The sequence below is a fragment of the Trichormus sp. NMC-1 genome (genome assembly GCF_001858025.1).
GTDB lineage: Bacteria > Cyanobacteriota > Cyanobacteriia > Cyanobacteriales > Nostocaceae > Anabaena.
In genome coordinates this window covers 190,228-215,260 of sequence record NZ_LZQD01000002.1, presented here as the reverse complement: position 1 = coordinate 215,260, position 25,033 = coordinate 190,228, and the positions used below count along the sequence as shown (strand labels likewise).

The following is a 25,033-nucleotide window of genomic DNA, read 5'->3' as shown; positions in this document are numbered from 1 at the left end:
AGTCAAAGCCTCTCCCCTTGTAGACATAACCGTTGCTAAGTAGCCATCATGAACTGCGTACACCAGAACACATGAAAAACTTCTTATTCCCCTCATCGCTTGCGGGGAGGGGTTAGGGGTGGGGTCTTATTTTCAAGTCAGGTGGGCGTTAAAAAATATAATATAGACCTAACCCCCCAGCCCCCTTCCCTACCAGGGAAGTGGGAGTCAAAGCCTCTCCCCTTGTAGGGGAGAGGAATGGAAGCGAGGTTTTATATTTAATTGCGCCCAGCTACTTAGGTAAGTTAGGACATACAGTGATAATAAAACTCAGACACAGAAAAACTTTTAACCCTGTTAAGAGTTCCCTATTCCCTGTTCCCTGCTATGACCAATAACTAATGACTAATAACTAATAACTAAATGAATAATTTCCTCAAACAAACTTTTGCTAGTTTAATTGGTAGCTTACTGGGACTGACTCTTTTCTCTGGTATCGGTACTTTAGGCTTATTGTTCCTGATTATCGTGGCTACTACTTCCAAAGATGCGGGGCCACAAGTCAAAGATAAGTCCGTGCTGGTTTTTGACTTATCCATGAAAATCACAGATAGCGAACCGAGTTCCAGTAAATTTCTACAAAGAACCCTAACAGGTACAAATGAAGATAGCATTACACTCCGCAAAGTTATAGAAACCCTAGAAAAAGCACAGCGTGATCCACGGATTGTCGGTATTTATATAGATGCTACCAAGTCACCCGCAGCCAGTGGACTCGGCTATGCTTCCCTCAAAGAAATCCGTCAAGCACTAGATAAGTTTCGTGGTTCTGGTAAAAAAATTGTTGCATACGGCTCAGACTGGAGTGAACGGGAATATTATCTCAGTTCAGTAGCTAATAATATCGTCCTCAATCCCGTAGGACTAATGGAAATCAACGGTTTGAGTTCACAACCGATGTTTTTGACGGGAGCATTGCAGAAATATGGTGTTGGTGTTCAAGTCGTGCGAGTAGGGAAATTTAAAGGAGCAGTAGAACCGTTTTTACTAGATAAACTGAGTCCAGAAAATCGCCAACAAACCCAGAAATTATTAGATGACTTGTGGGGAGAATGGCGGACATCTGTCGGGACAAGCCGGAAAATTAAACCAGAGAAGTTGCAAGCGATCGCAGATAATCAAGCTATCCTAGAAGCCTCATCCGCTAAAGCCAGTGGTTTGGTAGATCAGGTGGCTTACATAGATGAAGTAGTAACTGACTTGAAAAAGTTAACTACCAGCGATAAAAATGATAAAAGCTTCCGGCAAATCGACATTAGTGATTACGCCGAAGTTAGGGATAAATCAATCGGTGCAGAACGCACATCAGACAACAAAATTGCCATTGTCTATGCTGAAGGCGAAATTGTCGATGGTAAAGGAGAAGATGGAGAAGTAGGAGGCGATCGCTTTGCCAAAATCTTCAACAAAATTCGCCAAGATCAAGATGTGAAATCTGTTGTTTTAAGAATTAACAGCCCTGGTGGTAGCGCCTCCGCATCTGAAGTCATCCAACGAGAAATAAAATTAACTCGACAAGTCAAACCAGTTGTCGTCTCAATGGGCGATGTCGCCGCCTCTGGTGGTTATTGGATTGCCAGCGATTCAAACCGCATTTTTGCAGAACCGAACACCATCACAGGCTCTATAGGCGTGTTTGGCGTGCTGTTCAATGGTCAAAAGTTAGGAAATAACAACGGTATTACTTGGGATACAGTAAAAACAGCCCAATATGCCGATAACCAAACTGTTTCTCGTCCCAAATCCCCCCAAGAATTGGCGCTTTACCAACGCAGCGTTAACCGTATTTACAATATGTTTTTAAGTAAAGTTGCTCAAGGTCGAAAACTACCCCAACAAAAGGTAGCAGAAATTGCCCAAGGGCGAGTTTGGTCAGGTGCAGCAGCCAAGCAAATTGGTTTAGTCGATGAAATTGGCGGACTAAATGTAGCAATTGCATATGCTGCCAAAGCAGCCAAATTAGGTAATAATTGGGAATTGCAAGAGTATCCACAAGTTACTAGTTTTGAAGAACGTTTCTTTGGGCGAAAACTGCAAGAAGCACAAGCAGAATTAGGGATTGACAAAACTCAAATCAAACCTGTTAATCCCCTCCTTGCCGAATTTGAGAAATTGCAACAAGAAATTTCAATTTTAAACAAAATGAACGACCCCCAAGGAATTTATGCTCGCTTACCTTTTAATTTGAAGATTGACTAATCTGATTGGGATATCAAGTAGTCAGAATCAGGATGTACAGGATTTGAAGATTAGCAGGATTAAATAAGCAATTATATATTTTGTATTTCTTCATCCTGTACATCCTTTAATCCTGGATATCCTGATTCTGACATTGAACTTGCTGTTGCACCCAAGCACGGAAAGATTTCTCAGCTTTCACTTCATCTATTTGGCAATCTTTTAGAAATTGATAAAGACGTTCTTTGAGATTCCAAACAAATGTCGGACTATTTTCTACTTCAATATATTGATGATTCTGAAGTTGATAAATTTTCAGAATTTGACCGTTATAACGCCAAAATTCCGGTACACCCATGCTGGCATACAAATCAAGTTTATTGATGTCAGTATGGGTAATATCAACTTCTACAATTAAATCCGGTGGCGGATCTTCGTTTAAGTCAACCTTTCTTCCAGCGACTTTAGATTGATTTTGGATGTAATAACAGTTATCCGGTTCGGCGCTTCTTTCTAAATCAGAACGATTTAAAGTAGTTGAACCCATTGTTTTAATTTTCAAACCAATTTCCACTACCAAAATGCGGATTAATAGTTCTATCAATCTGGTAGCAACTTCATGTTCTTCTAAAGGCATCGTAATTTCTAAAGTACCTTGGTCATAAATCAGTCGAGATGAGCGACTTTCACCTAATGCTGCTAAAATCTGCTCGTAAGCTGACCAACTGATATTATGAAAAACTACTCGCTGTTCCGCTAGGGTAGTTTCTGGGGGAATATTGCTTGGTTTAGTGACTGTACTAACCATATATGCCTTCGAGTTTAGCTAATAAATTATACCAATTCAAAATTTGAAATTCAAAAACTTCTGCCTCCAATCCCTATTCTCTATTCATAAATTACTAAAAGAGTGTAAAGTAGTTGTGAACAGAACCTCATTGATGTATTTTACGCATCCATCTATGGATAGAAAAAGTAAGCGCCTGTTACTCCTTGTTGTTTCCTGTAGTATATCTGGTGTTATTTTAGGCGGAACCTCTGCGTGGGCAGAAAGCAAAATGTGTTGGCGTGCTGATACAGTAACCAGCGAATGTCTGACCCAAAACATAGTAGAAAAAACTATTCAAGGTATGAGTACAGGATTATTAGCTGGGGCTGGGGCTGCTTTTGGTGCAGCTTGGAATTTACATCACCAAGACTAATATTCAGATACCCGACTTCTCAAAGAAGTCGGGTATCTATTTCCTGATAACTGTTCACTGTTAAAAGCGATAATTGCGATAGCTGCCCTGATTTGAAGGATCACCAATCCACATACTCGTCGGGATAGCATTACCTTGAGGATCTACTTTCACTTGTACCGCTATTGCTGGTCTCTGTCCATCTGTGTTTTCCTGTGCTTGCAAGATATCATTGTTAATTTGCTGCCGTTGTTCATCTTGGATGTAATAGTTTTCCAAGCCGTAGTTAATCAACCCATCTTGATAATTTCCCTTTAAAGCTACCTGATTATTGGGGAGGTACATAGGTAGACTACTACTAACTCGCATTGGTCTCCAAGCCCTGGGAACACCACGTTCAGAAGATTGTTGTTCTTGCAAAATCAAGTATAAAGTACTTCCCTGAGCTATTTGTCTGTTTCTCACGGAATTTCTCCTAACCCAATCTCTCCAGCCCGGTAGTCTTCTCAGAGTTTCGCTCCGGGAAATATTATAATCAAGGGTCAAAGAAGATCCCTGTAGCACATTATTAGTATTAACAGGTACAGTTTGCAAAATTACTGACTTCCCAGTCATGTCTGTGTACATTGCTTGGGTGGGAACTGCCAAAATTAAGCCAAGTTGTACCATTAATGGGGCTACTAACCGCCAAATAGGTAGAGGTTTATTTGCTTTCTGTTCAGTAGCAATTAGATAATCCCGAAAAGTCAACTTTTCGGAAAATTCCATCTCTGGAGTTAAGGTTTTATTCGGTTCAGGTGAGTTACTTTTCATGAAAATTAATTGATAATTGTTTACTTGTCATTTGTCATTTATAGCCGTGGACAGGGTGGTTAGGAGATCAATTGATAATGAAACTCTCACTACAAGAGGGTTTTACTCCTGACTCCTGACTCCTGCTATATTCAGTTGTTAATAACCAATGACTCATGACTAATAGGAATTTAAACGCAGAGATTTAGTAATAAATATTGTGTTCTGTCAATCGCTATTGCTTCTTATTACCAGAATTAAATGCAGGAGATAAGCGACGTTCAAACCACTGGCCAGCAGCTATGAGAGAATAGCCACAGGAGATAAAGACAAGTGACCTGAAAAGTACATCTGTATCGTACTCCAACACCCGGCTGATAATTTGCAAGATAAACAGTAACATCCCACACCAAAAAGAGCGTCTTTTACTTAACTTCAATCCTTCTTGAATTAACCCCCAAGCTAAAGTTGCTAAAAGGACATTGAAGATAAAAATACCCAGTTCAGTAATCCGGCCAATCGCTTGATGCCAAAAAGGGACGATGACAATGAAACCCAGAAAGGTACTAATGACAATGAACGTAAAAAATACTTCCCTTCGAGGTGGGCTGTTTCGATGACGCAACAGAAACAACCATTGCAATACAGCCAAACCGCTGAGAATCCCCAAATCAATTATGGGCAAAGATTGAAATCCATTCAAGAAAGAATTACCATCAATTGGTGTTTGCCACTGCCAACGGAAAGACAACAGATAAAAGACTACCCCAAAACATATCAACCCTAAATTACGGGCTAGAGGTTGAAACAATCTGTAATTGATGATTGGGAATAGCAAATCATCATAACTCCAAAGTAATGCAGGTGGGAGTGCTAAAGCAAAAGATGCTACCCAAGGAACTACATCAGAAAAAGTTAACAGAGGTAATGGGTTGAGGTTATATTGCAAGGAAAAAGTAAAGGCTACTACTCCTAGTCCAAAAATCCACCGCGAACGGCAAACATAAGCTAAAGGCACAAACAGCAGCCATGATAACAAAGGCATATGCCGCACTGCTAACCGCGCCCAAGTTAACTCATTTGGAGAAGATAAAAACTCTCCCAATCCTATCCAATAGCCGATTTGCACCAAGATAATCGACAAAATCCCCAAGGAATTTAGGGATAGACTATAAGCCATGACTAAAACACCAAATCCCCAAGCCAAAAACAACTCAGAAGCTGAACCGCTAATATTGAATATTTGCGCCATCAGCATTAAAGTTGCCCCTAAAATCAGGCTGCTGAGAATTAGTAAAGCTTCTCCTAGTAAGCGTTTGCTGCGTTGTGGCTTTTTACCTTCAGCTAAAGCAAGTGCAGGTTGTCTCCAGGTGAAAAAACCGGTGATAGCAGTAGACAAAAACAAACTCATTAACAAGATAAATTTGACTTCTCTTGACCATGTTTGCCAATTTGTTGCTACAAAGATAATTACACCTAAGGCTAAAAGTAAGCCACCGACAGCAATGGCTACTAACCCAGAACTTTCGCGTGCCTCCGCTTCTATCTTGTTAAATTGATAGCGGTCTGCTAATTGCTGGTGTTGGGAAGAACTAATAAGTCCTTCATCTCGCCAAAGTTGTGCTTCTTGGCGTAGTTTTCGCTGAAAATTATCTAAGATCATGACCTCTCCGGTGCAATGGGTTAGTTTAGCAAGTGTCAAAACACAGTTAGCTTCTAGCCAAAGGCCAGAAGCCGCGCCGGACGCGCTTCGCAAACGCAATCTAAATGGTGGTCATTATATTTTCAGTATGCAGCCAAATACCTTGATTGCATTGTTCTGCTGTAACAGTTTCAATACTGTTCTAATTAGCTAAAATTACCCAAATTTTAAATATGGAAAAGCCTTCAAATTTATTACTTAAAGTCGCACGTCGTTTATTTAAAGATTCAGAAGAAGAAGCAAAGTTTATAGATGCTTTAGTTAATCCTCGACGTTTTTTACCTTGTATTCTTTGGTGTCAAGATCAGCCAGAAATCTCTCCTTTTTCGGTAGAAACACCTGTTGATTGGCAACCAAAATTTGTAGATCGTTTACATCTAGGAGAAAAGCCAGGTCAACATCCCTTACATCAACAAGGATATTTTTATTGTTTAGATTTTTCTTCTGTATTTTCTGCTTCTAGTTTGTTAACTATTAATCAATCAGTACCTTTAGTATTTGATATGTGTGCTGCACCTGGGGGTAAGAGTGTTTTTGCTTGGAAAGCATTAAAACCTGATTTGTTAATTAGTAATGAGGTGATTGGTAAGCGTTTAGGAATGCTAATTTCTAATTTGAAGCGCTGTCAGATTAAATCTAGTGGAGTAGTACACAGAGATTCTAGTATTTTTGCAGAGATGTGTCCAGAATCAAGTAATTTAGTCATAGTAGATGCTCCTTGTACAGGGCAATCTTTACTAGCTAAAGGTGAAAAAGCAGATGGATGTTTTCATCCTACTTCAATTAATAAAAGTGCAAATCGTCAAAAACGCATTATTGCTAATTCAGCACAAGTTGTAGCTCCCCAAGGTTATTTAGCTTATATGACTTGTACTTATTCACCAGAAGAAAACGAGCAAGTATGTGAATGGTTTTTAGAAAGATTTCCCCATTTTCAAGCTGTAAAAGTTAGTCATTTATCAGCTTATCAATCATATTTAACTGATATTTCTTGTTATCGAATGTTTCCTCAAGATGGTTTAGGGGCTGGTGCGTTTACAGTGCTGTTTAAAAATATGACTGAGGGTGAAGGAAAAAAGATTGATATAGAGACGATATCGCCAATGTGTAAATATTTAAGTATATAGGAATAATATTTGATTTTTGAAATAGCGAAAACTTCAATGAAAACTCTGCGTCACTTTGCGTTTACCTCAGCGAACCTCTGCGTTTAAAAGTAAAATTAAATGGTAAAATTAAATGCTAAAAATCATAATGGGAGATTATCCTAAATCCCCTTGAGAAAGGGGGGGCTTTTGAAGAATTTAGCCCACCCCACCTACATTCTTACTTCCGACTACCCAACCATTTAGCAGCTGCAATACCTATAATTCCGGCCACAACAGGATTACTGAAGAACTTGAGAATACCAGGTTGCTCCGCTAACACCTCACGGAAAATATCGGGGTGATTGTGATAAGCAAAGGATGCAAGTTTACTCACATCATCAGCAGTCATGCGGTTAGAGTTATGAGTAGAGAGAGCCAACTGTTGTTCTAAACGTTTTTCGTCGAACCCTCTGGTTTTTAATTGTTTGAAAAAGGCGCGTGCTACATCATCTCGTTCATTAGGTTTAATTTGAGAAATTGCCTTTTGTAATTCTGGCTCCATTTGGCTAGGAGGAATGCGTTCTGAATGTAAAGATTGATCAAATAACTGCCGACGTTGATCTGTTGTTGTCCGTTGAGCAAAATCATCAAAAGTTTGATATTCGTTTGCTGTATCGGCGGAAATATTATCTAAAGATTCGACATTTCCCTGAGCCAAATCTTTCATGATTTCGCGTTTATATTGTTCACTACTTGTCATTTTATTAATCTCCTGTATGAGAATTAACTGTATTTAACTTGATTAGTTTGAAGATCATAATCAGCAGTTAAAATCAGTTTTTTGTCAGCAGCATAAACTAAAACTTTTAAGTCTTGATTAGGGAAATTTTTCCGGAAACCCTGAACCAAAGATGTTGCTAATGGTTTGACATCACTAGGACGAACTTGAGGGGAAATCACAACACCTAACTTATTGTTGTCCCGAACATATGCATCCTGAACTAATCCTTGAGAAGTTTGGATAACCCAGTTACCAAAATTCTGTCCTCCTGGAGTATTACCACGCTGTAACTCAGCATAAGTAACATCTCTACCAATTGCTGTTGGGGCAGTTACGCGGTCAGCTGTCGTTGTGCCACCGCCGCAAGCAGTAGTTATAGTCAGCACTAAAATTAAGACGAAACCGATCAAGATTTGACGACTCTGCTGAAGCCGATTCATATTTTATCTCCTCATAATTCAAGCACATTTAACAGTTCCTAAATTAAGGAATTAGTGATTTAGCTAAATATCTGTTAACCGCAACGCTTTCTCGTTCGTAATTGCTGTGCAAATGCAACTACGAACTGGATTATTTATCTAATCAATGTTTTTCTTAACATTATCTTTCACATCTTCAACAGCGTGTTTTACTTCACTTTCTGCCTGTTTAGCTTGACCCTCTGCTTTATCTTTTGGATCGCCAGTGACATTTCCTACGGCTTCTTGGGCTTTCCCTTCAATATTTTTAGCTGTGGCTTTAGCTCGTTCTTCTAAACTCATTAGAATGTTCCTCTGTGACTTACTTGCCCTTATAATTTAGCTTAACTCTTGGCTTAATTCTTCCGTCATAAGGTACATAAAGTAGATTTAGTAGTTATGCAAAAAGATAGAGAATTCTATTTGCATGAAATACAAATATTTTTTTTCAATGGTTATTTTTTTTCAATGGTTGTCTGAGCCATAAAAAATATCATTACAATGCTACTGAGGGTGAAGTAAATGATTTAGGACTTACGCTAAAAACTCCTTAAACTCTTATTTCCCTGTGTCCTTTGGTGTTCTCTGTGGTTAGTTTTGACCTTACTTGTTTGTGAGAATATTAATTCACTCAATTAAAGCTACAAATGAATCGCCCCGTTTGTGCGTCTGTGCGTAAGAGTGTCTGTCCATTTGTATCAACCTTAAAGCTAAACGGTATAAGTCCTGTGATTTATAATCGCCCTAGTTATGCTGCAAAATGTAAATTAACCTATCTGTATCCTTGCCACAAAGTACCCTAACCTGATAATGAGAGTTAGGACAATTGCAGAAAGGTGGGTTACGATTCATGGCTTATTCATGGTTTAAAGCGTTTCACATTATTGGCTTTGTGGTTTGGTTTGCGGGGTTATTCTACCTAGTGAGGTTGTTTATCTACCACGTTGAAGCCAACCAGGAACCAGAACCAGCAAAAACGATACTGAAAAATCAGTATCAAATTATGGAAAAGCGTCTTTATGACATCATTACTACTCCAGGGATGTTTGTGACAATAGCAATGGCTATTGGTATTCTCTCTACTAACCCAGATTTGTTAAAAGAACCCTGGTTACATTTTAAATTAGGGTTTGTTGCGGTTTTAATAGGCTATCATCATTATTGCGGTAGGTTGATGAAGCAATTAGCAGCAGATGAATGTAAGTGGAGTGGTCAACATTTACGGGCTTTAAATGAAGCACCAACTCTTTTGTTAGTTGTGATTGTGATGTTGGCTATATTCAAGAATAATTTGCCTACAGATCTTACTGCTTGGTTAATTTTTGGTTTAGTGATTTTCATGGCTGCGAGTATTCAGATGTATGCCAAAATCCGCAGACGCAATAAGGAAAAGTTGATAGCTGAACTAAGTCAAGTCAATCAAGTTCCCCAAGGACAAAATTAAGATAAGTGGTGGGTAATTCCCACCCTACTTTTTAGGATAAAGGAGTTAAAAATAAAGATGACCAAGCAATTATTTAATAATCGTATGGCTGTCTTAGCAACAATGCACCATAAAGAAAAGGTAATTGCTCCTATTTTACAGCCAGCATTAGGAATTAAAGTTATTGTACCCGAAGATTTTAATACTGATGCGTTTGGTACTTTTACCAGAGATATAGAACGCCCAGGAACGCAAATTGCAGCGGCTAAATTAAAAGCTGAGAAAGCCATTGAAATTACAGGAAAAACTTTGGCGATAGCTAGTGAAGGTAGTTTTGCACCTCATCCGAGTTTTCCTTATATTTATGCTAACAGAGAAATTATTGTTTTTTTAGATAAAGAGAATGATTTGGAAATTATTGGGGAGGTATTTTCAACAGACACTAATTTTAATCATCAGGTTGTCAACAATCTACAAGAAGCAGAAGAATTTGCGCTCAAGGTTGGTTTCCCTGAACATGGATTAGTAATTAGGTTTGAAAAAAACGATCAGATAAATTCGGACATTATTAAAGGGATTACTACTGGAGAAAAATTGAGAGAGTCTGTCAATTTGGCTTTGAGTAATTCAGCTAATGGCAAGTTGCATATAGAAACAGATATGAGAGCGCTTTATAATCCTCAACGGATGAAAAATATAGAAAAAGCTACTCAAGATTTACTAAATAAAATTAATAGCTGCTGCCCAAAATGTTCTACACCTGGATTTACTATAACTGAAACTATCAAAGGATTGCCTTGTGCAAGTTGTCATCAACCTACTACGTTGATTAGTGCGGTAGTTTATCAATGTAAAAAATGTAATTTCATGGAACAAAAGTTATTTCCTGATGGGATAAGTTTTGCTGATCCTGGTTTATGTAATTATTGCAATCCTTAGATAGATACGTTCATTAAAATCTAGCATCATGATCAAAAATAGGGAACTATAATAAATAAATCTGAACGCGGATTTAATAAAGCCTCCTCCTGAACGGTTAATAACAAGAGGAGGTTTGAAGCTAAAGTCCGGTAGGGTAATCGGGCTACTTAATATTAAATATTTAATCTCTCCATATCCAGTCTTCCTTAAGACAGATAAATGTATGATTAATATTGCTATTTAGTATAATTTGTCTGATTTGGATGATTTATATAAGTTTGAATAAATCCCCCGTTGTCAGATATCAACAGGGGAAATGTATTAAAGTTCGTCAGGTGATCGGAATAGTTAATTATTTAGTATTTATGCTCTGTATCCTGATTCCTCCATTAGATAGATAAATATGGCGATATCTGTTTAAATTCGTATATTAAAACACTAGGCTTTAATTTTGCAGAAAATCAATATTGTATATAGCAGAATACAAGAGTTAGTCAGTAGGGGTTTCCCACAGCCATTCTACCTCACTCCTTAGTCCCCTCCTCTCTTGAGGGGAGGAGAAGTTTTACGTTAGTAAAACGGGGGTGGGGTTCTTCTCGATTGATTGGTCATTGAGTAAGTTGGATATAAAGTCAATGATTTAGATCCTCCAATTCTATAAGAAGTTGGTGATCTACAGTGGTTTCCGCTCTTATAAGGTACATCATAGCCCCCTCATCGCTTGCTCTTAGGGGGTTGGGGGTGGGGTTCTTGTACCTCATGACACTGGGAAGTGCTGTATTGCTTATGCTAGTAGTACGAATACAATTTATCTATCAGATAGCTTTGTTAACACTTCCACAACAGAAGCTATTAGTGCGGTTCTTTTAGAGGAAATTGGGCATTTTGTTGATGCTCAAATCAACCTGACGGATAGCGCTGGAGATGAAGGGGCGATTTTTGCTGAGTTGGTACAGGGTAATAGTCTGGATACTGAGACTTTACAGGCTTTGAAAGCTGAAGATGATCACGGGACGATTGCGGTAAATGGGCAAGTTATTCAGGTAGAACAGCAGAATTTTACGGGAACTAACGGGAATGATACGATTACAGGAACTTCTGGTAACGACACGATAAACACTGGATTAGGGATTGACAATGCCAATGGAGCAGCAGGAGATGATTTACTAATAATTGATTACTCCATAGGTGATACTGGACGTGGGATGACCTTATCTACCTACGCAGGTACAGAAGGATTTTATGGTTCAGCTTATCGACTCAACTCCGCTGGTAACGGCTACCCAGACAGAGTTGATTTCTCTGGGATTAATCGGTTTCAGATTACTGGTACAGGTGCTAATGACACTATCACTACTGGCAGTGGCAATGACATTATCAATGGTGGTGAAGGTGAGGACACCGTTAATGCTGGGGGTGGTAATGACACTATTGATGGTGTTAATGGAGCAAGTCTTACTCCCGGATTAGGAGAAGTAGATGTTCACACGGGTGGTACTGGGAGCGATCGCTTTATCTTAGGAAATGCTACCAAGGTTTATTATGATGATGGCAATACTCTAACTAATGGTAGTAGCGACTATGGCGACATTACTGACTTCAACACCGGAGATATTATTCAACTGCAAGGAACAAGCAGTAATTACCTTCTAACTGTTGTCGGTGCATCAGCAGTATTTGAATTTGCTTATTTAGGTAATTCTGATATCACCCTCAGTAGTAGTAATTTCAGTTTGGTTGCCTAGTGTCATAGGGGTAAAGCAAAAGCGCTTTACCCTTACCCTGCTATACAAGTACCCAAGCAAAATTAATTGTACATATTGATTGAAAACAAGAATGTCTGTATTCCTTACCTGTTACCTCTCCTAACTATTATCCTAACTTCCAACAAACCATTGAGTCCCCGTAAATAGGTAATATGCCCCAGTCAAAATCAGCGCCATACTACCAAAGCGGATAATTCCCTCAGAATGTTGTAACAACTGCTTACTTTGTTTAGCCAGTCCTGTAAATAAACTAGCTAGGAAAATCAACAGGGTGTAGCCCAAAGCATAACTTACCATCGTCAGCGTCCCCAATATCTGCGAACCTGTTGCCGCTGCTGCTGCCAACACTGCAAACAACACCGGACTAGCACAGGGGGAACTCACCAACGCAAAGGTCAAACCCACTCCATAAGGACCAGCTTGGGGCAAATTCACATTCATCTGTGGTAGGGGAATATTTACCACTCCCATCAACCACAAACCCATTACACCCATAATCAATCCCACAATAATATTGATATAGCCTCGGTACTCTACCATTACAGTCCCGGCAAAAGATGAAACCAAGCCAAACAGACTTAAAATTGTGACTGCTCCCAGAACAAACAAGCCAGCTTTAATAAAAGCATCCCCACGAGATTTAATATTTAATGTGCCGATGTAGCTGAGGTTGACCGGCAAAAGTGCCAAGATACAGGGGGAAACACTAGCAAGTAACCCACCAATAAACGCCAAAGGTATCAACACCAAAGGATTTCCTGTGTCCTGTTGATCAAACCACTGCTGATAATGGTTTTCGACAATGGAAATGACTCGTACAATCGGGTGACTAATCACTGGTCCAAATGTGATCACCAAAACTAGGGTAAGTAATCCTAATCCAGCGTAAATTAGCCATTTTTTTGAGATTTTAGAACGCTGGAAAGAGGTTTGTTCTATTGACGATTGAGGTATTTGTTTCATGGATTTCTTCTGAAGTCAATTCATCTAAGCAAAGCAAGGCGCAATTTATTTTTGGGGTTGGATAATGGCAGGATTAATTATGTTTCGCGCAATCTCCGTCAGGAGATCCCGCAGGGTAGACGCAAAGGAGCTAAGTTTGAGATTGGGAATTTTCTAATTTCATGGGTTTATTTAGCTAAAGCGACATCAAGAACTGTTTTGTAATCTTCTAAATTAGGATTATTGCGGTGTTGTGCTAATACTTTTCCTGTTACAGGATCGATGATTGTGAGCATTCCTGTTTGAGATTTGTTTGCAGCTAAAAATTCACTAAGTCCTAGTTCTTTTGCTTTAGCTTCTGCTTGGGCTGTGGTGGATTTATCGCTAACATCCAGAACTACAAAATGAACTTTTCCGTTATAGTCTTTTTCTAATTGTGATAATGTTGGAGCAATATTTTTACAAGCGGAACACCAACTAGCAAATACATCTACTAATACTGGTTTATCTTGAAGTTGTTTAGCTAAAGGAGTTCCTAGAGATTTGGCTTTACCTACACTGGGATATTTTTGAGCAACATCTGTAGTTGATGGAGCTTGATTTTGAGAAATATTATCTGATGTTTTTGGGCTGCATGATACTGTCAAAATCAATCCGCCTAAACACAGTAAATTTAGTAAAATTTTGGTATGTTTGTACATTAGTTTTTCTCCTCAAGTTTGATTTCAATTACTTTTTAGATAAGGCTGTTTCGAGTATTTTGGTGTAGTCTGCTTTATTAGCATTATTTTGGTATATGGCTAAAATGTTGCCAGTGGCCGGATCAATAATAGCTACCGTGCTGGTTTTACTCTTATTAGCTTTTAGGAATTTACCCAAACCTAATTTTTGTGCCATTGCTTCCGTCTGTTTTAGTTTGGCTTTATCTGTTACATCTAAAACCACAAAGTTAACTTTGCCGGAATATTTTTGTTTCAATTGCGATAGAGTGGGGGCAATATTTTTGCAGCCACCACACCAGGTAGCAAATACATCCACTATGACTGGTTTTCCCTGAAGTTCTTTAGCTAGAGGTCCGCCTACAGAGTTGGTGGTAGCAGTAGATGGTTTTACCTGAGCAATTTTTGTGATTGATGTTTCAGTTGCAGAAATAGTAGCTGAGGTTGTAGCTAACATTGATGCAGTAAAAACTAGGCTACTCAAAGAAATTTTCAGCAAGGAATCTATATATTTAGACATCAAATTTTTCCTGTTCTCAATATTGAATTGCAAGACGCTACCACAATGCGCCTGGGAGTGCATTTTGTGCTTGTTCTCCTCAAAATCGCAATTGCAATGGTGAATTGTGGGGCATCTATCTATAAGACGAGTGATTATCAAAACTGGATTTAATTAAATCCCATTTATTGATAAATTATTTTTCGAGACTATCCAATCCGATCTCCTGATGTCATTCGTCATCAGAATAGATGGTATTTTTTAGAAGAAAGAGTTGCTTGTTTGAGTTTTGGAGAGGTAATGAAACAAAGCTTATCCCCGACTTGCTCCGGCATATATTTATACCTGTTTTTGCAACAGCATGGAGCATAAACTTCCCCAGTCAAATTCGAGAGAGGTTTCATCTATTAATGATGAAGCTTTGTTTATGGCGCTCAAAAATGGCGATTCTTCGGCATTAAGCGTTTTGTTCAATCGTCATGGTCGCTTAGTTTATGGATTAGCGCTGAAAATTTTGGCTGATTCCCAAGAAGCTGAAGACTTGACTCAAGAAATTTTTTTGACACTGTGGCGAAAAGCATCTAGTAATCCAGATTGTCGCTTTTTTGTGCGCTATTTGGTAACGGTCACGCGATCGCGGGCAATAGATAAGCTACGCGCTCGAACTAGACAACTCAAACTTGTGGAACGCTGGGGACAAACAATGACAAATGAAGCCATACCAGAGTCTACACCCGTTGAACAAGCGAGTTTTGCAGAGCGAGCGGAGCGAATTTACAATGCTCTTTTAGAACTCCCAGAAAAACAACGTCAGGTCATCGAACTAGCTTATAACCAAGGATTAAGTCAGTCGGAAATTGCTAAACAAATTGATATTCCTCTGGGTACAGTTAAAACCTGCACTCGTCAAGGATTACTAAAACTCAAGCGCATTTTACTAGATTCTGATTTATCAATATATGAATAAATCTTTTGATTCCGAATATATAAATAACTTAGCTGCGGGGTTTGTCGTTGATGATCTCACCCCTGAAGAAGCTGAAGAGTTTCGGCTACTAATTGATGAACACCCAGAACTGATTACTGAAGTTGATGATTTGCAGGAAGTTCTGCAACAAGTATTAGATGGCTTTACTCAAGTAGAAGCACCAGCCCATCTGCTACCCAAAATTCTAGAACAAGCTCAAAACTCTGCTCATCAAGCTACTGTACAAGAGATTAAAGTTCAGGAAATTAACAAGTTAACGCCAACACAAAAACCACTTACATGGAGAATAATTTTTGGTAGCATTGCTGTACTATGTGCAGTAGTTCTAGGGGTTGATAACTATCGGCTACGACAAAATCTGGGGATAATCACAGCAGAAAACCAGCGTTTAGTCCAGGATTTTGCTCAAGCTCAAGTAGTGAAATCCATGCTCCAAAATAATGAAACGCGACTGTTTACTTTTAAAGGAGTCAACTCTACAGAGGTGGCTTCAGGGAGTATAGTTATCAATTCTGAACAACAAAAAGCGGTAATGCTTTTTCAAAATCTTCCCGCCCCACCTCCTGGTTATGTCTACTTATTATGGACAGTTGTTGCTAGTGAGAAGTTACCCTGTGGTGAAGTCAAGCCATATCTTTGGGGAAATGCTGCCTATGAGTTACCATTTACAAATCAAATGTACAAAGAATTTTCTCACCCAGAATTTTCTGGGATAATTGTCACCTTAGAAAAAGATCCAAATGTCTCTCGTCCCACCGGTACTGTCATCATGAAAAGTTCACAAATTTGACATCCAATACTTTTTGGTTAAAAGTTTTTGTAGGTTGGGTTAAGCGACAGCAAAACCCAACAAATGCTGATAAATTTTGAGTTTAGATCAAATTAAAGTACCACCACAACTAGAACCAGAACCAGCAGTACAACCATAACAGTAATTTGCAGTTCTGATATTTTCGATTAAATCTAATGTGCCAGCAGTCAATAATTTATTAACAGTTAGCATTTCACCATCATGAGTTTTTGATGGTAGATTTTCCATCTGATTAAAATCGCAATCATAGACATTACCCAGATAGTCAATAGAGATTTCATCTCTACACATTAAATGCTCAACAGTAGTAGAGTTAAAATTAGATTCCAGAAATTGGAGATAAGGTCTGTGTAGTTCTTTGCGTTCTAAATATAACTTAGTTCGTCCAATTGGTAGATTTGTAATTGCGAATAAGTTGTTAAACCAAATTCCAAAATTTTCTTGTAAGAACACCTTGTAATCTTGTTCCAGACTAACTTGATTAGGCGTGAGAGAAAAGTTTGCTGTAGCTGGAAGTTGAGGATTATAAACTAAGTCAAGGATTAAATTGGGGTCTTGACCATAACCAAGACGATTCAGCCATTGCAGAGCGCGAATTGAGGCATCATACACACCATTTCCCCGCATTTTATCAACGTTGTCAGAGAGATAGCAAGGTAAAGAAGCCACAATTCTGACTTGATGTTGAGCGCAATAATCAGGAATATCACTAAACCCTGATTCAAAATAAATAGTCAAATTAGAACGCACAATTACCTGTTTACCATTAGCTCGTGCGGCCTCTACAATTGGTTTAAAACCATAGAGCATTTCCGGAGCGCCACCTGTCAAGTCTACAAATTTAATTTGGGGGAATTTCTCAATTAATGTAATTAATTGCTGACAAACTTCTGGAGAAAGTTCTTCAGTGCGTTTGGGACTAGCTTCGACATGACAATGACTACAAGCTAAATTACAACGTTTCCCCAAATTGATTTGTAAAACAGTAATTTGCTTTTTTGTTAAAGGTAAATCCAGCTTTTTTCTAAAAGGTGTGATGACTGAATCTAAAGCTAAAGGAATTACTTTTTGCTGAACCATTTTTGATCTTAATTCTAAGCTAAAAAAACTAATTAAGGAAGTTGCTAGTTAGAGGGTGTTTGAAAAGTCTAAATTCATACTCTCTGGGCGATTATAAAGATGCTTCCAGCACGCTACGCGAACGCGGCTACACAGACAAAACCCACCTTCGTGGGTTCAGAAGCCTTGATTTTTCATTAGTCCACGTATCCCTTACGGGACCGTAGGAATAGGTGGACTTCGCTTGTGTAGTAGCGAATTATATTCGCCGAAAACTTTTCAAACATCCTCTTAGAAAAATTGTCAGAATCCTGATTTACAAGATTTAAAGATGAACAGGATTAAGACTGCGATTTTATCACCCATTACCCATTACCAGCCTTAACGAGATGACTAGCAACTTGGGTTAATTAAGGAAGAATAACTCTCTTTTTTGATCCAAGCAACATCAGGAGAACGATTTGCACCATTGGGAAGTTTAAAACAAGTGGAAGAATCGAAACAAACTCCTAATTTAGTTTGACGATTCCAAATCCCAAAATCAATACCAATTTCAAAATTACGTTTTCCTGTTTCTCCTCCTGTTGGTGATATTATCAATGATTTTCCATCTGCATTGCGTTCAAATTTGACTTCAGGATTTTCTCGGCAGAGTTGATAAAATTGGTTGTCGGTAAGTTGGATAATAGGGTTTAAGTTGATGGTGATAGCTGTCATGATGAGTCTCCTTGGGGATGATATCAACTTTATCTAAATTATAAAGTAAGTTGCAGGTTTTGTAATCACAACTTAAGTTAGTTAGATAATTTGAATTTGATTTTTAATATAGCCAAATCCAGCATCAAAATTAAATAATATTCGACAATTATATCTATCTAAAGCTTCTTGAATATCTGGATTATCGAAATCTTTAGAGTTTCTATTAATAAAGCAACGTCGTCGTTCAGTTGACTTATTCAAATAATCAATAACCGAAGCGTAAACAATGAGGCTTTGATTCTTACTCCCCTTCCCTGGTAGGGAAGGGGTTGGGGGTTAGGTTCTGAGACTTTTGATGTTACCAAAAATACTTTTAAAACATCCTCTAACAACAACCGCCACCATTGTAATGCCAAGTTGAATCTGTAATCAGTATTTCTTCTGTGTGTAATGCAGCTAATTTTGCAGCAGTTTTATCACATACAGCCGCAGGGACTCCTTCTTGGAGAATGTGTCCAGCTTTGTCATCAAAAAAGGGTTCTACTCCAGTGTAAATAGCTGTTTTACCTGTAAAAATGCAAGCACCATCTTCAGGAATTGGCACATTAAAAGCTACACAATCGAGACTTTCTAATAGTAAATGTGCTTCTAAACCATAATTTTGGCGATTGAGGATACGGTAAGGACGACGCGCCCGAATTTCTACCTGACCAAAGCCAGCATTAATAAGATGTTCGATATACTGCTCATAAGTCATTGCTCCCGATAGGCACATAGCCCGCATTCGTTCATCATTTTGCAGATGTTCGGGAATGGGACGAGTAGCAATAGGATCGCTCATCAGTAAGCGTCCATTGGGCTTTAAAACCCGAAAAGCTTCTTTTAAAGCTAAGTGTAAATCGGCTGGTTTAAAAATATTAAATAGACAATTTTGCGCTACTACATCTACAGAAGCATCAGGAACAGGTAAAGCAAAAGCATCTCCTTCTCGAATTTCCACAAAATTCGGCTCAAACCAAGGATTTTCTTGAGCAGCAATTTCTAAATTACGAATTGCTGCTAACCGCATAGCCGCTACAGGCTCAATTGCAATCACTGAACCTGGACGGCGAGAAAAGTAAGCAAATTGCAGTGCTTCCAAACCACCACCAACACCTACATACAGTACGGTTGGGTCGTTAGCTAGTTCTGTGGGATGAACAGTTGTACCGCAACCATAATTCATTTCCTGCATCTGGATGGGAATTTTGAGTCCAGGTAGCTGTAGAGGACTGCTTTGGACACAACATAATCCAATTTGTGGTGTTTCGGCGACTTCACTATAAAAGTTAGCGGTTGTTTCAAGATAGGTCATGAGAATTATTTTCTGGTGATATTACTAGAAAAGTGTGCTGTTTGGTAATTTCAAGAAGCTTTATATAATACTAAGACGAAGCTGAAGCTAAAATGGATGTGAAGATTACCCGCGAATCAATGCTAACGTCAACCCACCGGACAAAATCGAAAAGCCTAATCCCAACTTAATCGAGAAAAAGGCGTTGCCAAATAACTTTTTCTGGGGATTCACGTTAGCATTGATTGGCGGTTTTAAATTTTTTGTTTAGGTTTGGTTAAAGATGCACACTTGGCACTGGCACAATTGGGAAGGTCTACCTTACCTGACTTGTAATCTATTAGAATCTTGGCCTCATGGTTTCTTTACGCAGCAGTTTTGGCCTCGTCCGCCACATGAGTTAACAAAAGTGCTGCAACCAGACGCTTTAGTTTATCGTTTACAACAAGTACATGGCAATACTGTCCTGACTCCCCAAGAGGTTGATATCCAGTTAAGTACAGGTGAAAATAACTTAGCTTTGGCAGATGGTTTAATTAGTGAGCAACCTTTACAAGCTGTTTGGGTGGCTTCTGCCGATTGTACACCCGTGCTGATTGGGGATGTGAAAATCGGACAGGTTGCAGCTTTACACGCTGGTTGGCGGGGTACGGCAGCGAAAATTGTTCCCCAAGCCATTCAGAGAATGCAATCCCAAGGTAGCAAATTAGAAGATTTGCGAATTGCGATGGGGCCTGCTATCGCTGGCGAAGTTTACCAAGTTGCAGTGGAAGTTGCTGCTGAAATTGGAAACACGATTATACCACACAATGATCCACAAAAGATTATTAATGATTTACACAATTTACCTGATTCGCCTTTATTTCCAGATACAGAACCAGGAAAGGTGCGTTTAGATGTGCGTCGGGTGAATGCTTTGCAGTTGGAGCAGTTAGGAATTAGTGTAGAACAAATTGCGATCGCACCTTATTGTACATACCAAACTCCAGAACATTTCTTTTCATATCGTCGAGAAAAAGAGAAAAAGGTGCAATGGTCAGGAATTGTGAGTGCAGGTAAATAATAACAGCACATTTTTAGGTTTGATTAAAATAATTTGGTTGTTGAATTTCAGCAACCTATCCCCAAACAATTTCCATATTTAAAATAAACCCCGGTAAAACATCTTCTCCTGATAATTCTTGGGGAAAGTCTAATATTTCCACTGGTTTACCAAGACGATAAATTTCAACTTGACGCATTTTCCGATTAATTAACCAACCTAATTTAACTCCGTTATTTATATATTCTTGCATTTTGGTTTGCATTTCCTGCAAACTATCACTGGGTGACATTAATTCTAAAACAAAATCTGGGGCAATGGGTGAAAACTTTTCTTGTTCTTCTGGTGTAAGTTTATCCCATCTCTCTTTTTTGATCCAAGCAACATCAGGAGAACGATTTGCACCATTGGGAAGTTTAAAACAAGTGGAAGAATCGAAACAAACTCCTAATTTAGTTTGACGATTCCAAATCCCAAAATCAATACCAATTTCAAAATTACGTTTTCCTGTTTCTCCTCCTGTTGGTGATATTATCAATGATTTTCCATCTGCATTGCGTTCAAATTTGACTTCAGGATTTTCTCGGCAGAGTTGATAAAATTGGTTGTCGGTAAGTTGGATAATAGGGTTTAAGTTGATGGTGATAGCTGTCATGATGAGTCTCCTTGGGGATGATATCAACTTTATCTAAATTATAAAGTAAGTTGCAGGTTTTGTAATCACAACTTAAGTTAGTTAGATAATTTGAATTTGATTTTTAATATAGCCAAATCCAGCATCAAAATTAAATAATATTCGACAATTATATCTATCTAAAGCTTCTTGAATATCTGGATTATCGAAATCTTTAGAGTTTCTATTAATAAAGCAACGTCGTCGTTCAGTTGACTTATTCAAATAATCAATAACCGAAGCGTAAACAATAGCATCTTGGGGTGTAAAGTCAAGCTCAGACTGATATCCCATAGCTGCGGTTAGTATCTCCACTGTTAAAGGGATAACTTTGCTAACCACTAATAACTTCTCTACAACTATTTGGAATCTTTGCTTTTCTTCTTTCCCGCTATTTACTAAAAACTCAGTAATCTCTTGATAAGTATCCACCTGCTGTTGGTAAGGTAGAGAACGTCCAAGCTGAGAAAGCTCTCTATGCAAATCTTGTGATAAATTTCGGCGGTTTTTTTCCCTGCGAATCAGCGTTTCATAAGGTTCTGTAAGGCTGAATGCGGGTAAAATCAAATTTATTTGCCCTGTTTCTGCCAAGTCTAGCAGTTTTTGACAACTATCCTGCTGTTCCTGAAGCAGTGCCAGTTCTAAAACAAAATTCGTTTCTACATAAACATCCATTACAATTAAACCAGTTCCTCCAATTTTATGTGGCCGTGGTGAATAGCATCAAATACACCTGAACTCACTAACCAATCCATATTTGGAGGGAGTAAATCAACAGATGGTACTGTTAATATTTGATGAAGCCAAGCAGAAACTATTAGCTCAAAACCTTCACTACTAATGTCATAGTTGGGAGTATATGCTTTAGGGTAATAAGGCTTAAGAAAAGGTTCAGGATTAATTTCATAATTTGGTTCTATCAAATCCGTAGATAAGCCTATATCTTTCCACAAATAAAATTTATCTGGAAGTGCTAATAGAAAAAAAGGTGCTTCTGGAAGTAAACCATGAGCATACATATTGCGTCGCATTTTAGCAGCCCAAATTTTAGATGCATCACGTTTACTTTTAACTTCCACTAAAAGCTGTAAATGTCTATCTTTTCCGTGTACTGCCATATCAGCATAATACATCTATATCACCTCATAACTAGGAAATTACTAACCTATTCTGAAATTTTATTTTAACGCTTCCTTTAACAAATCTCGATGCAAAAAAGCTCCATCTATCAAAGATTGAATTTTCTCAGATGACAAAGATTCACTCTTATTATAATAATCAATCCAAGTTTTACTAATTAAATCTATATCAGTTGGTAAATCCTTTAAATCCCAGCCAGGTATTTCTAAATCTTCCATTAAGCGATTTACTTTTGGGTCATAACTCAATGCAAAACAACGAGAACCTTCACTCGCTGCCATAATTAAACTATGTAGACGCATTCCTATAGACATTTTTACACCACGAAACACGCCTTTTAAAAGTTGCGGTTCTTCCAAACAGATAATTTTACTAACGTCTTGTAATTGAGTTTGAATTTTTTCAGCAATTCCTAAATCTTCGCTTTTTTGAAATGGCAATAATAAAATAAAAGCTTGAGTTTCTATTTGCAAATTAACTAAAGCTTGAGTTAAATTTACTAAACGAGTTTCTGTCAGTTGGGGATGATTTCTTAAAGTAACTGCAATTCTGGGTTTTGGTAAATCTGCTAATTCCGGTACTGGCTTCGACTCTAACGCCCAAACCGGGTCAGGTGCAAGGATATGGGGTATACTCCAATCTGATAATAAACGAGAACTAGAGCGATCGCGCACACTCACTTTCATACAACCTGAAAAATTCCTCTTCGCTAAAAACCGAGTTTGGGGACGCAACAGAGGACCTATACCCTGTCCCCAAGCCACAGTTTTCAAATTCATAACTTGAGCTAAAGCCATCAATCCGCCATAATAAAAAGGGCTAATCACGCTAGTCACATCTTGAATTAAACTCCCACCACCCCAAATAAAAGCATCACAAGAACGCAAAGCCTTGATTACCTGTAAAAACGCCATACGGTTGTAACATTCCACACCATAACGCTGATGAGTTTCTTCAGGATTTCCAGAAAGCACCACAGGAGTGACATCAGATGGTAGCATTTGCAGAAGTGTAGCTAACAAAGCTTCATCACCACCATTACCCTTACCGTAATACCCAGACAATAAAACTCGCATTTTCCCCATTTTAGATTTTAGATTTTGGATTTTAGATTTTGAATTTTGAATTTTGTATTTTGAATTAATTATGCACGCACTTTCGATTCCTACCTGGATAATTCATATTTCTAGCGTCATTGAGTGGATAGCCGCAATTTGGCTAATTTGGATATATGGTGAACTGACAAAAAATCGTAGTTGGTGGGGATTATCTTTTGCCATGTTACCTGCTTTAATTAGTGCGATGTGTGCTTGCACTTGGCATTATTTCGACAATTCCGAATCACTAGAATGGTTAGTCACTTTGCAAGCTACCATGACATTAGTTGGTAATTTTACCTTGTGGGCAGCAGCTTATCTAATTTGGCGTTCCACCAAGTCTGCAAACACAATTGAAGCACAATCTATCAAATCAGAACAATGATATCAAAAGAAACCCTATTTGCTCTTTCTCTGTTTCCCTATTTGGGTTTCTTGTGGTTTATCAGCCGCAGTCCACAAATGCCACGTTTAGCCCTATATGGATTTTACGGTACATTGGTATTTGTCGCTGTCACCATTCCCGCAGGCATTTATGCCAAAGTCCATTATGGAGAACAATTAGCCAATATAGACTGGTTACATGGTAGCGCAGAAATCTTTTTAACCCTTGCTAACATCTTACTAGTCTTAGGTTTTCGCCAAGCAGTACAGGAATTAGGGAACAGGGAACAGGGAATAGGGAACAGGGAATAGGGAATAATTATTCAATCACCAATTACGTTGGCGGTAGCCTGCCGTAGGCACTATTACAAGTTACGAATTACAAATTACGAATTACGAATTATGGAAGTCATACCCGCAATTGATTTACTAGAAGGCCGCTGTGTGCGACTATATAAAGGAGACTACGAGCGATCGCAAGTATTCAGCGAAAATCCGGTTGAAGTTGCGAAAATGTGGGCAGACCAAGGCGCAACCAGATTACATTTAGTTGATTTAGACGGCGCGAAAGCTGGTAAAATCGTCAACTTAGCCGCAATTGAAGCCATTAGAAATAATCTTTCTATTCCCATTGAAGTTGGTGGAGGATTGCGCGATCGCTCAAGTGTGCAACAATTATTTAATCTGGGTGTAAATTGGGCAATTCTCGGAACTGTCGCAGTTGAACAACCGCAGCTAGTCCAAGAACTTTGTCAAGAATTTCCCGAAAAGATTATCATTGGTATAGATGCCCGTAACGGCTTAGTTGCCACTCGCGGTTGGTTAGAAACCTCAGCAGTATTAGCCACCCAACTAGCCACACAAATGCAAGAATTAGGTGCAGCAGCCATAATTTACACCGATATCAACCGTGACGGTACATTAGAAGGCCCCAATTTAGACGCATTACGAGAACTCGCAGCGGCAATTTCCATACCCGTAATTGCTTCTGGTGGTGTAAGTTCTGTCACCGATTTGTTAAGTTTATTAGCTTTAGAACCCCAAGGTGTAACAGGTGTGATAGTAGGGAAAGCCTTGTATACTGGCGATATTATTCTCACAGAAGGATTAAAAGCTATTGGACCAGGAAGACTTCAAGATATTCCCCCCAATTTCGACTTTTCTAACTTCGCTTAATAAGTCTCTCCGTAAAGCTGCACCAATTTCTGGAATGATTAAAATTCCTGGTGTAGCTAAAATCATCACTGATTATACAGTTAACTTTTATGTCTGACCAAAACAGCAACTCTAACCAAAATTCCAACCAAAACCAGACAAA

28 protein-coding genes and 1 pseudogene are annotated in these 25,033 nt (G+C 38.6%); 12 read left to right on the top strand and 17 right to left on the bottom strand.

Annotated features, from left to right (window positions below):
* Nucleotides 1–402 precede the first annotated feature (402 nt).
* A complete protein-coding gene (gene sppA, locus A9Y75_RS07885) occupies nt 403–2,238 on the top strand; it encodes a signal peptide peptidase SppA (RefSeq protein ID WP_071189024.1) in 1,836 nt (611 codons plus the stop codon).
* A gap of 106 nt (nt 2,239–2,344) precedes the next feature.
* Here sppA and A9Y75_RS07880 read toward each other — a convergent pair whose 3' ends face one another.
* Nucleotides 2,345–3,025 carry a Uma2 family endonuclease gene (locus A9Y75_RS07880; protein ID WP_071189023.1) on the bottom strand — a complete coding sequence of 227 codons (681 nt, stop codon included), beginning with the start codon at nt 3,023–3,025 and terminating at the stop codon, nt 2,345–2,347.
* 154 nt (nt 3,026–3,179) lie between these two features.
* Here A9Y75_RS07880 and A9Y75_RS07875 point away from each other — a divergent pair, with 154 nt between their 5' ends.
* The gene (locus A9Y75_RS07875) at nt 3,180–3,419 is read left to right on the top strand and encodes a hypothetical protein (RefSeq protein ID WP_071189022.1); all 240 of its coding nucleotides are present in this window, start codon (nt 3,180–3,182) and stop codon (nt 3,417–3,419) included.
* Between the two features lie 60 nt (nt 3,420–3,479).
* On the opposite strand, the gene A9Y75_RS07870 is transcribed toward A9Y75_RS07875, so the two are convergent.
* Together A9Y75_RS07870 and A9Y75_RS07865 are read right to left on the bottom strand one after the other, a co-directional pair.
* Nucleotides 3,480–4,211 (bottom strand): GDYXXLXY domain-containing protein, encoded by a 732-nt coding sequence (locus A9Y75_RS07870; RefSeq protein ID WP_071189021.1) that lies wholly within the window; start codon nt 4,209–4,211, stop codon nt 3,480–3,482.
* Between the two features lie 214 nt (nt 4,212–4,425).
* The gene (locus A9Y75_RS07865; RefSeq protein WP_071189020.1) at nt 4,426–5,853 is read right to left on the bottom strand and encodes a DUF2157 domain-containing protein; all 1,428 of its coding nucleotides are present in this window, start codon (nt 5,851–5,853) and stop codon (nt 4,426–4,428) included.
* Nucleotides 5,854–6,065: 212 nt separating this feature from the next.
* Here A9Y75_RS07865 and A9Y75_RS07855 point away from each other — a divergent pair, with 212 nt between their 5' ends.
* Nucleotides 6,066–7,019: an RsmB/NOP family class I SAM-dependent RNA methyltransferase gene (locus A9Y75_RS07855; protein ID WP_071189018.1), complete on the top strand. Its 954-nt coding sequence runs from the start codon at nt 6,066–6,068 to the stop codon at nt 7,017–7,019.
* A gap of 199 nt (nt 7,020–7,218) precedes the next feature.
* On the opposite strand, the gene A9Y75_RS07850 is transcribed toward A9Y75_RS07855, so the two are convergent.
* The 3 genes from A9Y75_RS07850 to A9Y75_RS07840 all read right to left on the bottom strand — a co-directional run bounded on the left by A9Y75_RS07850 (nt 7,219) and on the right by A9Y75_RS07840 (nt 8,522).
* On the bottom strand, nt 7,219–7,740 hold the full coding sequence (locus tag A9Y75_RS07850) for a hypothetical protein (RefSeq protein ID WP_071189017.1): 522 nt from the start codon (nt 7,738–7,740) through the stop codon (nt 7,219–7,221).
* Nucleotides 7,741–7,763: 23 nt separating this feature from the next.
* Entirely contained in the window at nt 7,764–8,201 is a 438-nt protein-coding gene (locus A9Y75_RS07845) for a hypothetical protein (protein WP_071189016.1), read from the bottom strand.
* Nucleotides 8,202–8,339: 138 nt separating this feature from the next.
* Entirely contained in the window at nt 8,340–8,522 is a 183-nt protein-coding gene (locus tag A9Y75_RS07840) for a CsbD family protein (RefSeq protein ID WP_071189015.1), read from the bottom strand.
* A gap of 547 nt (nt 8,523–9,069) precedes the next feature.
* Here A9Y75_RS07840 and hemJ point away from each other — a divergent pair.
* From hemJ to A9Y75_RS29460, 3 genes are all read left to right on the top strand, one after another.
* Complete coding sequence (gene hemJ / locus A9Y75_RS07835) at nt 9,070–9,663, top strand: protoporphyrinogen oxidase HemJ (RefSeq protein ID WP_071189014.1); 594 nt, start codon at nt 9,070–9,072, stop codon at nt 9,661–9,663.
* 57 nt (nt 9,664–9,720) lie between these two features.
* Nucleotides 9,721–10,581 (top strand): DUF6671 family protein, encoded by an 861-nt coding sequence (locus tag A9Y75_RS07830; protein WP_071189013.1) that lies wholly within the window; start codon nt 9,721–9,723, stop codon nt 10,579–10,581.
* A 929-nt stretch (nt 10,582–11,510) separates the two neighbouring features.
* Nucleotides 11,511–12,308 (top strand): calcium-binding protein, encoded by a 798-nt coding sequence (locus tag A9Y75_RS29460; protein WP_071189012.1) that lies wholly within the window; start codon nt 11,511–11,513, stop codon nt 12,306–12,308.
* Between the two features lie 132 nt (nt 12,309–12,440).
* Here A9Y75_RS29460 and A9Y75_RS07820 read toward each other — a convergent pair whose 3' ends face one another.
* The 3 genes from A9Y75_RS07820 to A9Y75_RS07810 all read right to left on the bottom strand — a co-directional run bounded on the left by A9Y75_RS07820 (nt 12,441) and on the right by A9Y75_RS07810 (nt 14,510).
* Complete coding sequence (locus tag A9Y75_RS07820) at nt 12,441–13,292, bottom strand: cytochrome c biogenesis CcdA family protein (RefSeq protein ID WP_071189011.1); 852 nt, start codon at nt 13,290–13,292, stop codon at nt 12,441–12,443.
* A gap of 167 nt (nt 13,293–13,459) precedes the next feature.
* The gene (locus A9Y75_RS07815) at nt 13,460–13,972 is read right to left on the bottom strand and encodes a thioredoxin domain-containing protein (protein WP_071189010.1); all 513 of its coding nucleotides are present in this window, start codon (nt 13,970–13,972) and stop codon (nt 13,460–13,462) included.
* 28 nt (nt 13,973–14,000) lie between these two features.
* Nucleotides 14,001–14,510, bottom strand: a complete 510-nt coding sequence (locus A9Y75_RS07810; RefSeq protein WP_071189009.1) for a thioredoxin family protein — start codon at nt 14,508–14,510, stop codon at nt 14,001–14,003.
* Between the two features lie 340 nt (nt 14,511–14,850).
* Between A9Y75_RS07810 and A9Y75_RS07805 the strand changes: the two genes are divergently transcribed.
* Nucleotides 14,851–15,456: a sigma-70 family RNA polymerase sigma factor gene (locus A9Y75_RS07805; RefSeq protein WP_071189008.1), complete on the top strand. Its 606-nt coding sequence runs from the start codon at nt 14,851–14,853 to the stop codon at nt 15,454–15,456.
* Nucleotides 15,449–16,267 (top strand): anti-sigma factor, encoded by an 819-nt coding sequence (locus A9Y75_RS07800; RefSeq protein ID WP_071189007.1) that lies wholly within the window; start codon nt 15,449–15,451, stop codon nt 16,265–16,267. Before A9Y75_RS07805 ends, A9Y75_RS07800 begins: the two co-directional genes overlap by 8 nt.
* Nucleotides 16,268–16,354: 87 nt before the next feature.
* On the opposite strand, the gene arsS is transcribed toward A9Y75_RS07800, so the two are convergent.
* The 4 genes and pseudogenes from arsS to arsM all read right to left on the bottom strand — a co-directional run bounded on the left by arsS (nt 16,355) and on the right by arsM (nt 19,400).
* Complete coding sequence (gene arsS, locus A9Y75_RS07795; protein WP_071189006.1) at nt 16,355–17,368, bottom strand: arsenosugar biosynthesis radical SAM (seleno)protein ArsS; 1,014 nt, start codon at nt 17,366–17,368, stop codon at nt 16,355–16,357.
* A 390-nt stretch (nt 17,369–17,758) separates the two neighbouring features.
* Nucleotides 17,759–18,064, bottom strand: a pseudogene (locus A9Y75_RS07790) (Uma2 family endonuclease); the annotation flags it as partial.
* 81 nt (nt 18,065–18,145) lie between these two features.
* Nucleotides 18,146–18,307 (bottom strand): hypothetical protein, encoded by a 162-nt coding sequence (locus tag A9Y75_RS28340; protein WP_177176133.1) that lies wholly within the window; start codon nt 18,305–18,307, stop codon nt 18,146–18,148.
* 124 nt (nt 18,308–18,431) lie between these two features.
* Nucleotides 18,432–19,400: an arsenosugar biosynthesis arsenite methyltransferase ArsM gene (gene arsM / locus A9Y75_RS07785; RefSeq protein ID WP_071189005.1), complete on the bottom strand. Its 969-nt coding sequence runs from the start codon at nt 19,398–19,400 to the stop codon at nt 18,432–18,434.
* A 262-nt stretch (nt 19,401–19,662) separates the two neighbouring features.
* Between arsM and pgeF the strand changes: the two genes are divergently transcribed.
* On the top strand, nt 19,663–20,442 hold the full coding sequence (pgeF, locus tag A9Y75_RS07780) for a peptidoglycan editing factor PgeF (RefSeq protein WP_071189004.1): 780 nt from the start codon (nt 19,663–19,665) through the stop codon (nt 20,440–20,442).
* Between the two features lie 55 nt (nt 20,443–20,497).
* Here pgeF and A9Y75_RS07775 read toward each other — a convergent pair whose 3' ends face one another.
* The 4 genes from A9Y75_RS07775 to csaB form a co-directional block, all read right to left on the bottom strand.
* Nucleotides 20,498–21,076, bottom strand: coding sequence for a Uma2 family endonuclease (locus tag A9Y75_RS07775; RefSeq protein ID WP_071189003.1), 579 nt, complete (start codon nt 21,074–21,076; stop codon nt 20,498–20,500).
* Nucleotides 21,077–21,157: 81 nt separating this feature from the next.
* The gene (locus A9Y75_RS07770; protein WP_071189002.1) at nt 21,158–21,769 is read right to left on the bottom strand and encodes a PIN domain-containing protein; all 612 of its coding nucleotides are present in this window, start codon (nt 21,767–21,769) and stop codon (nt 21,158–21,160) included.
* Between the two features lie 5 nt (nt 21,770–21,774).
* Nucleotides 21,775–22,227 (bottom strand): hypothetical protein, encoded by a 453-nt coding sequence (locus A9Y75_RS07765; protein WP_071189001.1) that lies wholly within the window; start codon nt 22,225–22,227, stop codon nt 21,775–21,777.
* A 45-nt stretch (nt 22,228–22,272) separates the two neighbouring features.
* Nucleotides 22,273–23,319 (bottom strand): polysaccharide pyruvyl transferase CsaB, encoded by a 1,047-nt coding sequence (gene csaB / locus A9Y75_RS07760; RefSeq protein ID WP_071189000.1) that lies wholly within the window; start codon nt 23,317–23,319, stop codon nt 22,273–22,275.
* A 61-nt stretch (nt 23,320–23,380) separates the two neighbouring features.
* On the opposite strand from csaB, the gene A9Y75_RS07755 reads away from it, so the two are divergent.
* The 3 genes from A9Y75_RS07755 to hisA all read left to right on the top strand — a co-directional run bounded on the left by A9Y75_RS07755 (nt 23,381) and on the right by hisA (nt 24,891).
* Nucleotides 23,381–23,716 carry a DUF2499 domain-containing protein gene (locus A9Y75_RS07755; protein WP_071188999.1) on the top strand — a complete coding sequence of 112 codons (336 nt, stop codon included), beginning with the start codon at nt 23,381–23,383 and terminating at the stop codon, nt 23,714–23,716.
* Entirely contained in the window at nt 23,713–24,027 is a 315-nt protein-coding gene (locus tag A9Y75_RS07750) for a DUF3593 domain-containing protein (RefSeq protein ID WP_071188998.1), read from the top strand. Before A9Y75_RS07755 ends, A9Y75_RS07750 begins: the two co-directional genes overlap by 4 nt.
* 90 nt (nt 24,028–24,117) lie before the next feature.
* The gene (gene hisA, locus A9Y75_RS07745) at nt 24,118–24,891 is read left to right on the top strand and encodes a 1-(5-phosphoribosyl)-5-[(5-phosphoribosylamino)methylideneamino]imidazole-4-carboxamide isomerase (protein WP_071188997.1); all 774 of its coding nucleotides are present in this window, start codon (nt 24,118–24,120) and stop codon (nt 24,889–24,891) included.
* Nucleotides 24,892–25,033 lie beyond the last annotated feature (142 nt).

Coding starts and splice junctions, on each gene's coding strand:
- A9Y75_RS07855 (WP_071189018.1), top strand. CDS start 6,066: ATGGAAAAGCCTTCAAATTTATTACTTAAAGTCGCACGTCGTTTATTT.
- pgeF (WP_071189004.1), top strand. CDS start 19,663: ATGCACACTTGGCACTGGCACAATTGGGAAGGTCTACCTTACCTGACT.
- A9Y75_RS07755 (WP_071188999.1), top strand. CDS start 23,381: ATGCACGCACTTTCGATTCCTACCTGGATAATTCATATTTCTAGCGTC.
- A9Y75_RS07875 (WP_071189022.1), top strand. CDS start 3,180: ATGGATAGAAAAAGTAAGCGCCTGTTACTCCTTGTTGTTTCCTGTAGT.
- A9Y75_RS07810 (WP_071189009.1), bottom strand. CDS start 14,510: ATGTCTAAATATATAGATTCCTTGCTGAAAATTTCTTTGAGTAGCCTA.
- sppA (WP_071189024.1), top strand. CDS start 403: ATGAATAATTTCCTCAAACAAACTTTTGCTAGTTTAATTGGTAGCTTA.
- A9Y75_RS07850 (WP_071189017.1), bottom strand. CDS start 7,740: ATGACAAGTAGTGAACAATATAAACGCGAAATCATGAAAGATTTGGCT.
- A9Y75_RS07815 (WP_071189010.1), bottom strand. CDS start 13,972: ATGTACAAACATACCAAAATTTTACTAAATTTACTGTGTTTAGGCGGA.
- hemJ (WP_071189014.1), top strand. CDS start 9,070: ATGGCTTATTCATGGTTTAAAGCGTTTCACATTATTGGCTTTGTGGTT.
- arsS (WP_071189006.1), bottom strand. CDS start 17,368: ATGGTTCAGCAAAAAGTAATTCCTTTAGCTTTAGATTCAGTCATCACA.
- hisA (WP_071188997.1), top strand. CDS start 24,118: ATGGAAGTCATACCCGCAATTGATTTACTAGAAGGCCGCTGTGTGCGA.
- A9Y75_RS07845 (WP_071189016.1), bottom strand. CDS start 8,201: ATGAATCGGCTTCAGCAGAGTCGTCAAATCTTGATCGGTTTCGTCTTA.
- A9Y75_RS07865 (WP_071189020.1), bottom strand. CDS start 5,853: ATGATCTTAGATAATTTTCAGCGAAAACTACGCCAAGAAGCACAACTT.
- A9Y75_RS07840 (WP_071189015.1), bottom strand. CDS start 8,522: ATGAGTTTAGAAGAACGAGCTAAAGCCACAGCTAAAAATATTGAAGGG.
- A9Y75_RS07770 (WP_071189002.1), bottom strand. CDS start 21,769: ATGGATGTTTATGTAGAAACGAATTTTGTTTTAGAACTGGCACTGCTT.
- A9Y75_RS07830 (WP_071189013.1), top strand. CDS start 9,721: ATGACCAAGCAATTATTTAATAATCGTATGGCTGTCTTAGCAACAATG.
- A9Y75_RS07805 (WP_071189008.1), top strand. CDS start 14,851: ATGGAGCATAAACTTCCCCAGTCAAATTCGAGAGAGGTTTCATCTATT.
- A9Y75_RS07870 (WP_071189021.1), bottom strand. CDS start 4,211: ATGAAAAGTAACTCACCTGAACCGAATAAAACCTTAACTCCAGAGATG.
- A9Y75_RS07775 (WP_071189003.1), bottom strand. CDS start 21,076: ATGACAGCTATCACCATCAACTTAAACCCTATTATCCAACTTACCGAC.
- A9Y75_RS07750 (WP_071188998.1), top strand. CDS start 23,713: ATGATATCAAAAGAAACCCTATTTGCTCTTTCTCTGTTTCCCTATTTG.
- A9Y75_RS07820 (WP_071189011.1), bottom strand. CDS start 13,292: ATGAAACAAATACCTCAATCGTCAATAGAACAAACCTCTTTCCAGCGT.
- A9Y75_RS07880 (WP_071189023.1), bottom strand. CDS start 3,025: ATGGTTAGTACAGTCACTAAACCAAGCAATATTCCCCCAGAAACTACC.
- A9Y75_RS07765 (WP_071189001.1), bottom strand. CDS start 22,227: ATGTATTATGCTGATATGGCAGTACACGGAAAAGATAGACATTTACAG.
- arsM (WP_071189005.1), bottom strand. CDS start 19,400: ATGACCTATCTTGAAACAACCGCTAACTTTTATAGTGAAGTCGCCGAA.
- A9Y75_RS07800 (WP_071189007.1), top strand. CDS start 15,449: ATGAATAAATCTTTTGATTCCGAATATATAAATAACTTAGCTGCGGGG.
- csaB (WP_071189000.1), bottom strand. CDS start 23,319: ATGGGGAAAATGCGAGTTTTATTGTCTGGGTATTACGGTAAGGGTAAT.